Source organism: Pedobacter sp. UC225_65 (assembly GCF_042698365.1).
In the GTDB taxonomy this organism is placed as follows: Bacteria; Bacteroidota; Bacteroidia; order Sphingobacteriales; family Sphingobacteriaceae; genus Pedobacter.
Genome location: NZ_CP170550.1, coordinates 2,950,551 through 2,966,294, shown reverse-complemented (window position 1 = coordinate 2,966,294; position 15,744 = coordinate 2,950,551). Strand labels below are relative to the sequence as shown.

The 15,744-nt window shown below is 37.7% G+C and carries 13 protein-coding genes and 3 pseudogenes; 13 read left to right on the top strand and 3 right to left on the bottom strand.

The window, feature by feature from the left end:
* Nucleotides 1–68 precede the first annotated feature (68 nt).
* The gene (locus ACFJIZ_RS15520; RefSeq protein ID WP_379085915.1) at nucleotides 69–533 is read right to left on the bottom strand and encodes a nuclear transport factor 2 family protein; all 465 of its coding nucleotides are present in this window, start codon (nucleotides 531–533) and stop codon (nucleotides 69–71) included.
* A gap of 244 nt (nucleotides 534–777) precedes the next feature.
* Here ACFJIZ_RS15520 and ACFJIZ_RS15515 point away from each other — a divergent pair, with 244 nt between their 5' ends.
* The 9 genes and pseudogenes from ACFJIZ_RS15515 (at nucleotide 778) to ACFJIZ_RS15475 (ending at nucleotide 8,075) form a co-directional block, all read left to right on the top strand.
* Nucleotides 778–2,181 (top strand): tetratricopeptide repeat protein, encoded by a 1,404-nt coding sequence (locus ACFJIZ_RS15515; protein WP_379085912.1) that lies wholly within the window; start codon nucleotides 778–780, stop codon nucleotides 2,179–2,181.
* Between the two features lie 58 nt (nucleotides 2,182–2,239).
* Nucleotides 2,240–3,006, top strand: a pseudogene (locus tag ACFJIZ_RS15510) (phosphosulfolactate synthase).
* 81 nt (nucleotides 3,007–3,087) lie between these two features.
* Nucleotides 3,088–3,453, top strand: coding sequence for a shikimate dehydrogenase family protein (locus ACFJIZ_RS15505; protein ID WP_379085909.1), 366 nt, complete (start codon nucleotides 3,088–3,090; stop codon nucleotides 3,451–3,453).
* Entirely contained in the window at nucleotides 3,368–3,832 is a 465-nt protein-coding gene (locus ACFJIZ_RS15500) for a shikimate dehydrogenase family protein (RefSeq protein WP_379085906.1), read from the top strand. Before ACFJIZ_RS15505 ends, ACFJIZ_RS15500 begins: the two co-directional genes overlap by 86 nt.
* Before the next feature lies 1 nt (nucleotide 3,833).
* The gene (locus ACFJIZ_RS15495; RefSeq protein ID WP_379085904.1) at nucleotides 3,834–4,418 is read left to right on the top strand and encodes a gliding motility lipoprotein GldD; all 585 of its coding nucleotides are present in this window, start codon (nucleotides 3,834–3,836) and stop codon (nucleotides 4,416–4,418) included.
* A 1-nt stretch (nucleotide 4,419) separates the two neighbouring features.
* Nucleotides 4,420–5,727 carry an alpha/beta fold hydrolase gene (locus ACFJIZ_RS15490; RefSeq protein WP_379085901.1) on the top strand — a complete coding sequence of 436 codons (1,308 nt, stop codon included), beginning with the start codon at nucleotides 4,420–4,422 and terminating at the stop codon, nucleotides 5,725–5,727.
* Nucleotide 5,728: 1 nt separating this feature from the next.
* The gene (locus ACFJIZ_RS15485) at nucleotides 5,729–6,367 is read left to right on the top strand and encodes an MBL fold metallo-hydrolase (RefSeq protein ID WP_379085898.1); all 639 of its coding nucleotides are present in this window, start codon (nucleotides 5,729–5,731) and stop codon (nucleotides 6,365–6,367) included.
* Between the two features lie 84 nt (nucleotides 6,368–6,451).
* Nucleotides 6,452–7,687, top strand: coding sequence for an ABC transporter permease (locus tag ACFJIZ_RS15480; protein ID WP_379085895.1), 1,236 nt, complete (start codon nucleotides 6,452–6,454; stop codon nucleotides 7,685–7,687).
* A 4-nt stretch (nucleotides 7,688–7,691) separates the two neighbouring features.
* Nucleotides 7,692–8,075 (top strand): hypothetical protein, encoded by a 384-nt coding sequence (locus tag ACFJIZ_RS15475; protein WP_379085892.1) that lies wholly within the window; start codon nucleotides 7,692–7,694, stop codon nucleotides 8,073–8,075.
* 5 nt (nucleotides 8,076–8,080) lie between these two features.
* Here ACFJIZ_RS15475 and ACFJIZ_RS15470 read toward each other — a convergent pair whose 3' ends face one another.
* Together ACFJIZ_RS15470 and mqnB are read right to left on the bottom strand one after the other, a co-directional pair.
* Entirely contained in the window at nucleotides 8,081–8,995 is a 915-nt protein-coding gene (locus tag ACFJIZ_RS15470) for a menaquinone biosynthesis family protein (protein WP_379085890.1), read from the bottom strand.
* A gap of 45 nt (nucleotides 8,996–9,040) precedes the next feature.
* Entirely contained in the window at nucleotides 9,041–9,664 is a 624-nt protein-coding gene (gene mqnB, locus ACFJIZ_RS15465) for a futalosine hydrolase (protein WP_379085887.1), read from the bottom strand.
* 98 nt (nucleotides 9,665–9,762) lie between these two features.
* On the opposite strand from mqnB, the pseudogene ACFJIZ_RS15460 reads away from it, so the two are divergent.
* The 4 genes and pseudogenes from ACFJIZ_RS15460 to ACFJIZ_RS15445 all read left to right on the top strand — a co-directional run bounded on the left by ACFJIZ_RS15460 (nucleotide 9,763) and on the right by ACFJIZ_RS15445 (nucleotide 15,696).
* Nucleotides 9,763–10,174, top strand: a pseudogene (locus ACFJIZ_RS15460) (6-pyruvoyl tetrahydropterin synthase family protein).
* A gap of 17 nt (nucleotides 10,175–10,191) precedes the next feature.
* Nucleotides 10,192–10,827 carry a GTP cyclohydrolase I FolE gene (gene folE / locus ACFJIZ_RS15455; RefSeq protein WP_379085884.1) on the top strand — a complete coding sequence of 212 codons (636 nt, stop codon included), beginning with the start codon at nucleotides 10,192–10,194 and terminating at the stop codon, nucleotides 10,825–10,827.
* Nucleotides 10,828–10,954: 127 nt separating this feature from the next.
* A pseudogene (fabD, locus tag ACFJIZ_RS15450) lies at nucleotides 10,955–11,837 on the top strand (ACP S-malonyltransferase).
* 73 nt (nucleotides 11,838–11,910) lie between these two features.
* Nucleotides 11,911–15,696: an ATP-binding protein gene (locus ACFJIZ_RS15445; protein ID WP_379085881.1), complete on the top strand. Its 3,786-nt coding sequence runs from the start codon at nucleotides 11,911–11,913 to the stop codon at nucleotides 15,694–15,696.
* Nucleotides 15,697–15,744: the final 48 nt, after the last annotated feature.

Below are 15,744 nucleotides of genomic sequence, written 5' to 3'. Positions count from 1 at the left end.
GCAGGATTGCCAAAATATAAATTGTTGTTATCTGTTATCTCTTGTTCGTGTCCACACGAACGGAGATTTTATTTGCAATCGTCTTTTCTTCGGGTATCAATAATATAGATGATTTTCCAGCCATCTTCGCCTTTAAACAATTGAAAGGAATTCACACCACAATGGCTAAATTTATCGCCCACATAAAACTTATAATCTGTCCAAACACTTGCCAAGTTGGCATCAATCAGTACTTTGGTAAATACAATGCGCTCATTATATTTTTCTGGATGTGGTGCACCAATGCTCTTGATAAAGTCATTTACGTTTTCTGTTCTCACCACAAATTTGCCTTCTTTGTTTTTGGCTATGGTTTCCATGGTGTTCTTTGCGGCAAAAGCACTGCGGATCAATGTTGTGTCTGAGTTACGCATGCCCTCAAATAACCTGTTAATGGTAGCTTTTACAGCGGTTTCTTCTGGATTGGCTTGCGCAAAACTTTGTTGCATACCAATTGTTAAGCAGAAGGTAAGCATAAGGTAAAACTGTTTCATGACTTGAATTTTACTGATTTTGAATTAAATATATGTTATTTTGTAATTAATTAAAAAGAACAACATTCCATAGCAGTATAAGCCTAAGGGCCATTCACACCCAGCATTCGCTAAATCTTTTATTATTAGTTGATTATCTCGAAGGGTGTGTGTATGTTGAAAATTATTTTCTTAACTCATCTTATAAAAAACGTAAACTTATAAGGAATTAGTTAATTGGGTTTGTTCTTTAAATATTCAGTACATGGAAGAAGAATTTGAATTTGATTTTAATGATGATGCTCAACACTCGATAGAACGTTATGAAGAAATGATCCGCAACCAGGATCAATATTTTTTCGATGCACAAGCGTTTGAGTATATCATCGATAACTACATAGAGAAGAACGATCCTGTTAAAGCACTGCAAGTAATAGAGTATGCCTTAAGTCAGCATCCTTATGCAGCAGTTTTCTTAATTAAACAAGCACAACTGTTATTGTTTACCAATCAGGTAGACAAGGCCTTTGCTGCACTTGAAAAAGCAGAGATGTTAGAAGCCTCAGAGCCTGACATCTATGTTTTACGTGGTAACATCTACCAGAATCTGGATCGCCATGCAGAGGCTTTGGAAAATTTCGAAAAAGCATTGGGCCTGGCCGAAACAACAGACGAAATCTTATTGCAGATGGCCTATGTATATCAGAATATGCACGATTATGAAACTGCGATAGTTTACATCAAGCGAAGCTTAGAACAGAATATGGAAAACAAAGACGGTTTGTACGAACTTGCCTTTTGTTATGATATTTTAGATAAACAGGAAGAAAGCATCCAGTTTTATCAAGAGTATATCGATAGCGACCCTTATTCTTATGCGGCCTGGTATAACTTGGCCAACTCGTACCATAAGTTAGACCTGTTTGAAAAAGCAATCGATGCCTATGATTACGCTATTTTGATCAAGGAGAATTTTGCCTCAGCCTATTACAACAAAGGAAATGCCTTGGTACAATTGGATAAATATGCAGAAGCCATTGCTGTATATAAGCAGACTTTTGAATACGAACCACCAAATGCGGATACCTATTGTGCCATTGGCGAATGTTATGAAAAGCTGGAGCAGATGGATGAGGCCCGTTCTTATTATAAAAAATCTGTTAAAATGGATTCGAAAATGGCCGATGCCTGGTTTGGCATTGGGGTAACCTTAAATTTTGAGGAACGCTTTTTTGAATCGTTACATTTCTATAAAAAAGCAATCGAATTGGATGATGAAAATCCAGATTTCTGGTTTGCCATGGCCGATGCGCATTATAAACTTGGACAGATTGAAGAATCGGTAACGGCTTATTACAAGGTTTTAGAATATAATCCTTTGGATGTAGAAGCTTGGTTGGATTTTTCGACAGTTTTATACGAACAAGGCAAATTATTAGAGGCATCAGAAACCATGGCCGAAGCCATCAAGAACAATCCGGATGCTGCAGAACTGTATTACCGTATGGTAGCCTATCTATTTGCATTAGGGCAGAGCAACGATGCCATTGCCTATTTAGAAACGGCTTTGGTAACCGACCCAGAAAAACATTATATCTTATTCGAGTATTTACCCCAATTACAAGACAATGGACTAATTATTGAGGTAATCAATAAATATATAAAATAGAAATTAACAGGTTTTATACTTCAAAAATAGCAGAGTTTTTTTAACCTTTGCACCATATATGAATTACAAATTAAATGACATTCCAGAACGTTCCGTAAAACCACGTCAAAAGGGTTTAACAATGGTGATGGATAAAGGATTAAGTCTTAGACAAGTTGAAGACTTTATAGAAGTTGCAGGTGTACATACAGATATTGTAAAATTAGGTTGGGCTACTTCTTATGTAACTCCAAACTTAAAAGAAAAATTAGCGCTTTACCGTAGTGCAGGCATTCCTACCTATTTTGGTGGAACCTTATTCGAAGCTTTTGCCATCCGTAACCAATTTGATGATTACCGCAGGGTTTTAGAAGAGTTTGGGATGGAATATGCAGAAATTTCTGATGGGTCGATGGATATTGAGCATGATATCAAATGTGAATTCATTAGAAAATTATCAACCCAAGTTACCGTAATCTCGGAAGTAGGTTCTAAAGATGCCGCTAAGATATTTGCGCCATATAAATGGATTGCCTTGATGAAAGCAGAGATAGAGGCAGGTTCTTGGAAAGTGATTGCCGAAGCTCGTGAAGGTGGAAATGTAGGATCTACCGTGGTACTGGTGAAGTAAGAGAGGGTTTGGTGGATGAGTACCTGACACAAATTCCAGAAGAAACCATCATCTGGGAAGCTCCACAAAAAGAACAACAAGTATGGTTTATCAAACTGATAGGTACAAACGTAAACTTGGGTAACATTGCGCCAGCAGAAGTTATTCCTTTAGAAACCATTAGACTAGGTTTAAGAGGAGATACTTTTGACTATTTCTTGAATAAAGGAAAATAAGGAAAAATATTCGCTGTAACAGCAGTTACAGTTGACATGATTTATTACCATCGGCTAAAGTCGATGGTTTTTTTATAAAATATGAGAACATTCGGTTTAATCGGTTTCCCTTTATCACATTCTTTTTCGAAGAAGTTTTTTACCGAAAAATTTAACAATGAAAAGATTGCAGGTTGTAGGTACGAACTCTTTCCATTAGAACGTATCGAACAGTTTGTAGACCTACTTTCAAGTCAACCTGAGCTTCATGGGGTAAACGTAACCATTCCATACAAAGTACAGGTTTTGCCATTTTTAGATGAGGTGGATGATGCCGCCAAAGAAATTGGAGCAGTAAACTGTGTCCACATTGGAAGAAAAAATGCAGAACGTTGGAATCAAAGGTTACAATACCGATGCCTATGGTTTTGCAGAGTCGTTAAAGCCTTTGCTCAAAAACCATCATAAAAAAGCACTGATATTTGGAGATGGTGGTGCTGCCAAAGCAGTAAAGTATGTGCTGAACCAATTACAGATTCCATATTTGGTGGTCACTAGAAATCCTACACCTGATACGGTTTTATACTCAGCAGTTACTGAAAACATTTTAGATGAATACAAGTTGCTGATCAATACTACACCTTTGGGGATGTCGCCAAATTTTGATTCTTGCCCATTGATACCTTATCAGTTTGTTACAGACCAGCATTTGGCTTACGACCTGGTTTATAATCCGGAAGAGACAAAATTTTTAAGTTTGGTTAAAGCACAGGGTGGAACAATAAAAAATGGTTTAGAAATGTTATACCTACAAGCCGAACGTTCTTGGTACATTTGGAATACCTAACATGAAGAAAAGTCACCTGCTCTTATTCCTAATCCTCGCTGTAATGGTAGCTTGTACCAGCGAGTCGACATATACGCCAAAACCAAGAGGGTATTTTAGGATAAATTTTCCTAAAAAGGAATACAAAGTCTACAATGGAGACTGTCCCTTTACTTTCGAATATCCAGTTTATGCACAGATGACAGTAGATGACGAAAGGAATGCCCTGCCTTGTTGGAATAATCTCAACTTCCCCCAGTTTAATGGCAAACTGCATCTTACGTATTACGATTTCTCTTCAAAAAAGGAATATGATGACATGACGGAAGGTGCAAGAGCCTTGGCCATGACCCATACCATCAAAGCAAACTCCATAGACAAAAAACTAATCAATTATCCTGATAAGAAGGTTTATGGCATCTATTATGCGATTGAAGGAAATACAGCTTCATCGGTCCAGTTTTTTTTAACAGACAGTACCAAACATTACTTTAGAGGAGCTTTATATTTTAATGAGAAACCACAATATGATTCTTTACAACCTGTGGTCAAATTTATCAAGAAAGACATCGACAGGATGATTGAAACCTTTAAATGGAAGAACTAGGATGAAAAGATTATACTATTTACTGATTGCCCTATTCTCTTATGCGCCCTTGGCCAATGCGCAAAGTGATAGTACATTGATCAATGCGGATAAATTCTTCGAGTTGTTTATCAGCGGTAAGCCCGCCGCCTACAATTATTTTGCCGATGAATTTAAAAGCAAAGTAAGCGCAAGCCAGATATCAGGTCTACAACAACAATTTTTGCAGAAGTATGGGAAATTCAATGGTATTGTTAAAACATCAAAACTGGCTCAAAATGGAGCAAATTATGTGCTGATCAATACCTCATTTGACAATGCTAATCCCTTATTTACTTTAACAATTGACAATAAGGATTTAATCATCGGGTTTTTTGTACCTAAAGAAAACCTGAAAGACCGATACAAAGACCCAGCTTATGCCAATCCAGCACTTTACGAAGAAAAACCAATTACCGTTCAGACCAACGATTTTAAATTGCCTGGGATATTGACCATACCTAAAAATGCAACGAATTTCCCTATTTTGATTTTGGTACATGGCTCTGGTCCCGGCGATAAAGATGAGGCTGTAGGTGGCACAAAGATATTTAGGGATTTGGCACTTGGTTTAGCAGCAAAGGGAATAGCCACTTTAAGATACGATAAAAGAACAAAAGTATATGGTGCCAATTCCATCAAACCAGGAGAGGTACTTACCGTAAAACAAGAAACCGAAACCGATGTAAAGAGTGCCATAGCTTTAGCCAAAACAATCGCCAATGTAAATGTGGCCCAGATCTATGTATTGGGACATAGTTTAGGAGGAATGTTGGCACCCCGTATCGCTGTAGAGAATAATAGCATTGCTGGTATTATCTTAGCTGCGGCTCCTGCCAGACCATTTCAGGATATTTCTATAGCACAAAATAAGTTGAGTGCATCGCAAAATAATATCGATGCAAAAACATTGGATTCTGCCATTGTACTGATCAATGCCACAAGATTTAAAACCCTAGGTAACAGAAAGCCAGACCAGCAAACAATTTATGGTCCGGCATCTTATATTATGGATTTGAATAATTATAACCAAACGGCAACCTTGAAAAAATACAATGGAAAGGTATTGGTATTACAAGGTGAAAAAGACTTTCAGGTAAGTATGATTGATTTTGGGCTATGGCAAAAGGCCATTGAGAATCGCAAAAATGCAGTAGCGGTTTCTTTCCCCAATTTAGGACATCCTTTTGTTGTTGCAGGTTCAACAAACACGCTAGAAGATTATAATCTCCCTCAAAATGTACCGATCGAAGTAATTGATACAATTGCCAACTGGATCTTAAAAAAATAAAATGATTAGTTTAAAGAAATTTACTTTTAATCCTTATCAGGAAAATACGTACGTCTTATACGATGAAACTGGAGCTTGTGTGATCATAGACCCAGGGATGTACGATGGCTCAGAACAAAATGAATTGGTTGCCTTTATAAAAGAACATCAACTTAAACCTGAACTATTGTTGAACACGCATTGCCATATTGATCATGTATTGGGTAACAAGTTTGTTTTTGACAATTGGGCATTGAGACCTCAATTCCATCAGGGCGAATTGTATATTTTGCAGGCTGTGGCAGGTTATGCACCCCAAATGGGCATGCATTACGAGCTTTCTCCAGAACCAGATACATTTTTGCCAGAACATGGCACCATCATTTTTGGTAACAGTAAACTAGAATTGGTTTTTGCACCAGGACATTCGCCAGCACACCTGTGTTTTTATGCCAAAGAAGAGAATTTTCTGATAGGTGGCGATGTATTGTTTTATAGAAGCATTGGTAGAACAGACCTGCCAGGCGGAAACCATCAACAACTGATCAACAGTATTAAGGAAAATGTGTTCCAATTGCCAGACGATTGTGAGGTTTTTCCAGGGCATGGCCCATCTACCACTGTTGGATTTGAAAAAATAAATAACCCTTTTCTGGTGTAACAAAGAAAAGGTTACATGGAAGATGGATGGAATTTAATTGCATCTTTTCCATTTTTCAACTTACATCTTACTTATATTTACCAAGTGAATACCGCATTCTACATCGCACGCAGATATCTTTTTGCAAAGAAATCAACCAACGCCATCAATATCATTTCGGCGATTTCTGTATTGGGCGTATTTGTAGGTAGTGCAGCGTTGATCATCATCTTAACCGTTTTTAATGGATTTGAAAGTGTGATCCTTAAAATGTTCAATACCATTACGCCACAACTGATCATTTCGCCTGCAAAGGGAAAAACATTTGATCCCAACACGGTTTATTTTAACGAACTCAAATCAAATAAGGCAGTTTATTCCTATACCGAAATCTTAGCAGAAAATGCTTTGGTAAGGTACAATAACAAGCAGGCCCCAGCTTTGATCAAAGGGGTTAGTAGCGATTTTTTAAAAAACCAAAGCTTAGATAGTATCATTGTTGATGGTCATTTTGTGCTCCAGAATGACAATGGGCCCAATGCCGTGATCGGTTCGGCCTTACAATCTTATTTAGGGGTAAATCCGAGTGATGCTTTTGAGCCTTTGCAGATCTATTCTCCTAAAAAGGGAATAAAAGCAGGGTCTATCAACCCATTAGACGATTTTACGATACTCAATATTCTTCCGTCGGGTGTATTTGAGGTCCAACAAGATTTTGATAACCTGGTTATTGTACCCATCGAATTTGCCCGCGAACTGTTGCAGGAACAGAAAAATGTATCGGCTATAGAGATCAATGTAAATAAAGGTGTGGATGCCGACCAGCTTAAAAAACAGATCACAGATAAACTGGGAGATGCTTTTATAGTTAAAAATAGGATTGAGCAAAATCAGGCACTATATAATGTTTTAGGCTCCGAAAAATGGATGGTATATATAATTCTAACTTTTATATTAATTATCGCTATATTTAATATCATTGGTTCATTAACGATGTTGGTGATAGAGAAATTGAAAGACATTTCTATTTTAAGCAGCTTAGGAGCGGGTAAAAAGTTGATCAAACGTATTTTTTTATTAGAAGGCATGATGATTACATTATCAGGTTGTATCTTTGGCTTGTTGATCGGATTGATATTCTGTCTGGTCCAACAACATTTTGGCCTGGTGAAAATGGGCGAAACTGGGATGTTGGGCATAAGCAATGCGTATCCGATAGCACTTAAATGGAAAGACTTTGTTTTGGTTTTTGTTACTGTTAGTGTTTTTTCTCTAATAGCCTCTTCTTTGGCATCAAATTTAAGCGTAAAGAAGATAGACCATTTAAATCAAGACCTATAAGAACATGCACACAAATAAAAAGATATTATTAGTTTTAACACTATTGGTTACTGCTTTTGCAGCCTGTAACCGTAATCCTAAACCGGAAGACCAGAAGGATAAATTTATTGTTGCCAAAGGCCTGTATAATTTCGGGCCAGAAGTGAAATCTTTTACCGATTGTGAAGAGGGTAGAGAGTATTGGGTAGCAGATAGCGCAAAAACGCTAGAACTAGCCTATAGCAACCTAGGTTTTGAAAAACCATATGTACCTGTTTATATTGAGGTACAATGTCATTTTGTTAAATCAGATACCACCACTGTAACTGGCGACTATGACTCTACAATGGTAGTGACCAAATTGCTCAAAATCAGCAAACAAATTCCCGAAGGCCCTTGCGCCCAATAAAAATTTTATTTGATTTCTTTGGTTCGTGTCCGTGTCTTTGGTTCGTGTCCACACGAACCAAGTAACACATTAAGGCACATACAAGTCTTGCTCGAATGTAGGATCAACTTATTCTTCGTGGCCATGGTAAAAAGGGTGTCAATGGCTTTTCTTCCTTCTACTCCTAGATCAATTGAATATTGGTTTACATACAACTCAATGTGCTTGTACATCACGGCCTCATCCATTTCCTGTGCATGTTGACGGATAAAATCAATTCCTGATTTCGGATTGGCAAAAGCAAATTCAACTGATTTTCTGATCAGGCGATTTACCTTTTGTTGGATGTCCAAGCTTAAATTACGGTTGATCACAATGCCTCCTAATGGGATAGCGCAACTTGTTAATTGTTCCCAATAGTTCCCTAGGTCAACAATTTTATGTAGGCCCTTGTCCTGATAAGTGAAACGGTTTTCATGGATGATCAATCCCAAGTCTATTTGGCCGTGAATCAATGCATCTTCGATCTCAGAAAAAACCATTTCTCTTTTATTGGTTAAGTTGGGATAGGCAACACCCAATAAAAAATTAGCAGTAGTATACTTTCCAGGAATACCAACGTTGAAGTCATGATTTCCGGATTTCAATTGTGCCTCAATGGCTACGGCTCTATCTTTTCTACAGATCAACAAGGGACCTACACCAAAACCTAAGGCACTGCCCGCATGTAACAATGCATATTTTTCAATGACATAGGCAAATGCATGAAAACTCAGTTTGGTAATGTCCAGTTCGCCCCGCATTGCCTTTTGGTTTAATGTTTCTACATCATCAAAAGAAACCTCAAAAGATAGCCCTTCAGTATCAATCTTATGATGGATCAAAGCATCAAAAATAAAGGTATCATTAGGGCAGGGCGAAAAACCAAGTGTCAATTTCATGAGGTAAAAATAAAGCTAAATGTATTTTAAATGGTCATGATTAACTCATTTCGTTTGTTGGGCAATGAAACCAATCAACCATTCATTGAGGTTTTTGATTGCAAGGCCAATTTTCCAATTTTCTTTCGCCCTTGGCTCCACATAGTTGGAGATGCTTCTTACCTGCACACAAGGTATATCGTTTACATAGCAGGCATATAAAACTGCAGCACCTTCCATACTTTCGGTTTGAGGGGCCAATCGTTTGATGATCTGTTTGATGTTTTCTGCATTGCCATGAACTTTGTTTACGGTAATGCCTTTAACTTTTGGTAGACCTGTAAGGTTATAATTGGTATGATAAGTAATGTCTCCAAAACCTAGTTCTTTAAGACTGATAAAATCATCGTGGTCTTCTGCGCCCAATTCTGCAAAAGTATCCTCGTAGATGTTGACCAAACTTCCAAGGGCAAGTTCTTTGTCAAAACTTCCGGCAACGCCCACATTAACCACCAACTGATAGGTATTGTTTAAGTGTTTGCCCAATGCAAAAGCCGTAGCAGTCATCCCAACACCTGTAATGAGGATGTCGAAAGCTGACTGTTGTACAAAATGACAATCTGGTAGGTTAAAATGTTCGTATACCGGAGCAATCTCTGCTTTGGTTGCCGCAACAATTAATAGTTTCATGTAGTAAATGTAAAGATTTTCCCGCTATGGTTAATAGTAGGTCTGTACTATCAACCATTAACCAATATATAGTATATTTGCTTTTTATTTGATAAATAATGATTTATATAACACGCAGAGAAAGCTTTAATGCGGCTCATAAATTATCTAGAACAGATTGGAGCGAAGATAAAAACAATGAAGTATATGGTAAATGTGCCAACCCTAATTGGCATGGACACAATTACCAATTATACGTAACTGTTAAGGGAGAAGTTAATCCAGAAACTGGATTTTTGGTCGACCTGAAATGGTTAAAACAGATTGATCAATACATATGTGGTAGACAAGGTTGACCACAGGAACCTGAATTTGGATGTTGATTTTATGAAAGGTAAATTGGCATCGACCGAGAATTTGGCCATAGCGATATGGGATATCTTGGGGCCGCATATCAGTGAAGGTGGAGCACAGTTACATTGCATTAAAATCTACGAAACCGAAAACAACTTTGTAGAGTATTTTGGTTAATCAGCACATACACATACATGGAAAACGATAAATACAACCACGATGACGAAGTTTTGGGCTATCAGAAAATAGACCGATACGACGACGAAAAAATTACATCAGTTGCTACACATTACAAAGATATCTTAGCACAACTAGGAGAAGACCCATCACGTGAAGGACTTTTAAAAACACCAGAACGTGTAGCCAAGGCCCTTCAATATCTAACCCATGGTTATGACATCCAACCGCAAGAAATTCTTCGCTCTGCGATGTTTAAAGAAGATTATAGCCAAATGGTAGTAGTAAAGGATATTGAGGTATTCTCGATGTGCGAACACCATATGCTGCCATTTTTTGGTAAGGCACATATCGCCTATATCCCCAATGGACATATTGTTGGCCTTAGTAAAATACCAAGGGTTGTTGATGCATTTGCGCGTAGATTACAGGTACAAGAACGTTTAACCAATGAAATCAGGGATTGTATACAAGAAACCCTTCAACCAGCAGGAGTAGCTGTGGTAATTGAATGTAAACACTTGTGCATGGCGATGCGTGGCGTACAAAAACAGAACTCCGTAACTACAACTTCAGCATTTACTGGCGAATTTATCAGCAATGATAAAACAAGAGCAGAGTTTTTGAGGTTAATAACAGCAAACCTACATTAACAGCAAATAGTTGGGATAAAGAAAAGGGATTGATTTGATGTCAATCCGCAATAAAATAATGGAATTTAGGAGGTAGTTGTTTAGATTTAGGTCTTTAACCTAACTATCCAAATCGATAAAATAAAAAATGAAAGCATATATATTTCCAGGGCAAGGCGCTCAATTTTCAGGCATGGGTAAAGATCTTTATGAAAACCCAATGGCTAAAGAACTCTTCGAAAAGGCAAATGAGATCATTGGTTTCCGCATCAGCGACATTATGTTTAGCGGTACGGATGAAGAATTGAAACAGACCAATGTAACACAACCTGCCATCTTTTTACATTCGGTGATCTTGGCCAAGGTTTTAGGAGCTGATTTCAAACCTGATATGGTTGCTGGGCATTCGTTGGGCGAGTTTTCTGCCTTGGTTGCTGCCAATGCCTTGTCATTTGAAGATGGATTAAAACTAGTTGTGGCCCGTGCCAATGCCATGCAAAAAGCTTGCGAGCTCCAACCTTCAACCATGGCTGCTATTTTAGGCTTGGCAGATGAAGTGGTTGAAGAGATTTGTGCAAGTATTGATGCAGTAGTTGTTCCGGCCAATTATAACTGCCCAGGTCAATTGGTTATTTCAGGTAGTATTGAGGGTATTGACGAAGCCTGTTTAAAATTAACAGAAGCAGGGGCAAAAAGAGCCCTGAAATTAAATGTTGGTGGTGCTTTCCACTCGCCTTTAATGGAGCCAGCAAAAGTAGAGCTACAAGCAGCTATTGAAGCAACAGCGATTTCTTCGCCAATCTGTCCAATCTACCAAAACGTAAATGCAAAACCAACTACAGTACTCAGCAACGATCAAAGAGAATTTGATCGCGCAGTTGACCGGAGCGGTAAGGTGGACCCAAACGGCTACCAACATGATTGCCGATAGGGCCAATGAGTTTATTGAAGTTGGACCAGGTAATGTACTACAAGGCTTGGTTAAAAAAGTAAGCAGAGAAGTACAAACAAGCAGCGCTACGATTGCTTAACATATTTACAGCAAAAACCTATCATCAACGATAGGTTTTTGTTTAATTACTACCTTATTTAAAACAATTTAACGTGAGTGTTGGAGGTAAAATCAGGTTTCTTTTATTGCTTTTAGGCATTTGCTGTATAGCTACAGCTTTGTCTTTAGATAATTCAGTTACCAAAAAAGACCTCTTGATGCACGAAGCCAACGAACTTCAGCAAAATCTGGCGAGTAAAGAACGGGTAGTTCAAAACTATCTCTCCAATCCAAATAAATTAGCTGAAGTTAAACAATTCTATAAAGACGAGAACCTAGCGCTCAGTTTTATAAAAACCTATAGGGATAATGGGATCAACCTATTGGTCTATAAACAAAAAGAACTCCAGTTCTGGAGCTCTGTAAAGGCAATCCCTTCCAATACATTCCGTTTAAAAGAAGGCTCTTCCTTTTCTCAACAGCCAAATGGATGGTACGAGCTGATCAAAAAAACAGATGGCGATTATACCTTCTTGTTCTTGATTTCGGTAAAGACAGAATTTGGTATTGAGAACCAATATCTTAAAAATCAGATAGTGCCAGAACTGTTTCCAAGAAATAGCTTGGACTTGGCATCATTTACAGATAAAGACATCACGGAGATTTTCAATATCCAAAAAGAATACCTTTTTCCGGTAAAACTGAGTCAAGAATATTCGAAAAACATATATGCCAGCATACAGATCTGGTTATGGATAGTGGGCCTATTTAGCATTTGCCTATTTGTTAATTCTTATTGTACATGGTTGGTTAATAAAGGTCTGGCAATTGCAGGTACATTTGTATTGTGCATCTTTTTCTTCGCTTTTAGGATAACAGATCTCCAGTTTTTTTGGTTTAACCATCAATTTAACCTCGAGATCTTTAATCCATCAATTTATGCAGCAAGTGATTTTCTGCCTTCTTTAGGCGATCTGTTGTTGAATGTTTTGTCCTTATCTTGGATAGGGTTTTTTGCCTATCAGCACAGGGAAAAATACAAATTGCCAAAGTGGATGATCAACAATAGAACGGCAAGTGTCGCTTTTCATATATTGGCCTTATTGATTTTATCTTGTGCAGGCTTTATTGTCAATGATGTTTTTTCGGGATTGATCTATAACTCAAAAATCAATTTTGACATTACCAATATCATCAATTTAGGATGGATCAGTTGGACTTGTATCATCATTCTCTGCCTGATCTGGTTTAATGTATATGCGCTAGCGAATATATTGATGGTATTGAGTAAACAATTGCCATTTACCAATAGAGAGCGGTTGATTGTATTCTTAAGCCTGTTGCTTGTATATACCTGTTATAAATTGATAGACGATCTTCTTGAATTTGATATTTTCTATCTGATCTATGCATTGTTGCTCTTTATTATGGCGTGGAATAACTATGTCCAAAAGAATAGGTTTTCTATTAGTGCATTTGCCACCCTGTTTTTTTGCATGGCTTCTCTCACCTCTATTAAATACCTTAGGTTTAATGACCTTAAAGAGCAGGCCAACAGAAGAATCATGGCAGAGAAATTACTGCAAACAGATGATCCTAATCCTAAAGTAATCAACGCAATGGACAGTTTTGAAAAAAGTGTGTCCAAAGATTCGATCATCATCGACTATTTTAAACGACCAAATTCATCACAGACGTTTAGGTTGGATAATTATATCAATAAAAAATACCTGGATGGTTATCTAACCCGTTTCGACCCCAAGATCTTTGAATATGACAATAGGGATTCTGCATTACGTACAGATGAAAAAACAAAAATGGCCAGATACAGAGATCTGGTTAAATCAGGTGCGATAAAAACACAGGAATCCAACTTCTTTTATCGTATCAATAATACCTTCGCCTTCCAAAATTATTTTGGCATTATTCCGATAGTAGACAATGGCAGTATCCTTGGTACATTGGTGGTTGACCTGAAATCGCAGCCCTATGATTATAATTCTCATTTTCCAGAGCTGTTAATTGATGGTAAATTAAAGAGTGATGAAGATTTCAGCGCCTATTCATTTGCATTTTATAAGAACAACGAACTTTCTTTACAATCTGGGAAATATACCTACCCAATGTTTAACAAGCGGTTTAAAGGCACGCTCGATAAAGAGGTACATTTTGTAAGCGACAAAGAGAAGGATAGAGATGAGGTGATTGGAAGTACTACAGAGCGCCCAAGATATAGCCATGCAGTCTATCAACCAGATCGGTCTAAACTCATCATCATCAGTAAGGAGAAAATTCCTTATATAGAAAGGCTGTCTACTTTGTCGTTTTTCTTTTTGGTATTTATCTTGTCTGGGATCGTATTTTATATATTTATCTGGATCCTAAGCAATGTAGAAAACAATAGGGCAGGTTGGTTTAGCATCAATCGCTATCTGATGATCAATGCCAATAAAATCCTTTATAAAACCAGGATACAGTTTTCTATCGTTTTATCAGTTGTGGCCACTTTGCTGATTGTTGGATGGACAACTTTCTTTTATATCAGAGAAGAATATAAGACACAACAAGAAGATGCCATTAGAGAGAAAGTAAAAAAAATACAGCTCTCTTTCGAGAAACAGCTTGCGAATAATGGCGAAATTAGGACGGACGAAGAAGGAATATCTCAGTTTGGACAATTTGCAGATATCAATGCCGCATTTTTGAACCTATATAATACCAAAGGAGACTTGATCTTAACTTCTTTACGCAGGATGTATGATTATGGGATCTTGGGCAAAAAAATGGGCCCGATCGCTTTTATGGAGCTGAGTTTAAAACAACGCTCGGAGTTCTTAAATACATCTGAAAAAATTGGGACTTTTAAATATGCTGCTGCCTATGCTCCAATCCGTGATGTGCAGAATAAAACTATTGCTTATATCGGATTGCCTTATTACTCGAATGAGGCCGATTACGAAGCTAAGATTGGTTTGTTCATCAATACCTTGATCAATATCTATGCCTTGGTATTTGTGCTGATAGGCGTGCTTGCTGTTGTTCTGGCCAACCAGATCACTAGTCCGCTTACCTTTATCCAAGAGAGTATCAGGCGAACTAAACTGGGGCAGCAAAATCAGCCAATTGTATGGCACCGTCAAGATGAAATAGGGTCGTTGATCAAAGAATACAACAAAATGATTGCAGCACTGGAAATCAGTGCCACTAAATTGGCAAGGTCTGAGCGTGAAAGTGCTTGGAGGGAAATGGCCAAACAGGTAGCACATGAGATTAAAAACCCTTTGACGCCGTTGAAGTTGGGTGTGCAGTTGTTGGAGAAATCATGGAAAGAAAAAGACCCTAATTTTGAGAAGAAGTTTGCCAGTTTTAATAAATCATTCATTGAGCAGATCGATAGTTTGGCCACAATTGCATCAGAGTTCTCCAACTTTGCCAAAATGCCCGACACCAAATTGGAAAACCTAGAATTATTACCGGTGATAGAACAAGCTATTGCGGTATTTAATAGTGCAGATAATGTAGAGATTGTTGTGCTGGAAAGAACCAACCGACCAATCATTGTTTTGGGTGATAAAGACCAATTGTTGCGGACGTTTAATAACCTGTTAAAGAATGCCATAGAGGCCAGTGAAGGGAAAGAAAGATGTGCGATAAAGATTCACATCATCAATGATGAAAAATATGCCTATGTAGAGGTGGAAGACAATGGTAAGGGAATAGATGTTGCCCTGCAGGATAAGATATTCGTGCCAAACTTTACCACCAAATCATCAGGTACTGGCTTAGGCTTGGCCTTTGTGAAACAGGCCATAGAAAATGCCGGAGGAACAGTAGAATTCACGTCACTGATCAATGAAGGTACTACATTCCATTTGAGTTTTCCTTTAATAAGAAGTTAAGCTAGATATTAAAGCAAAAGGATTTTGAATAGATGGTTCAGTCTAAAT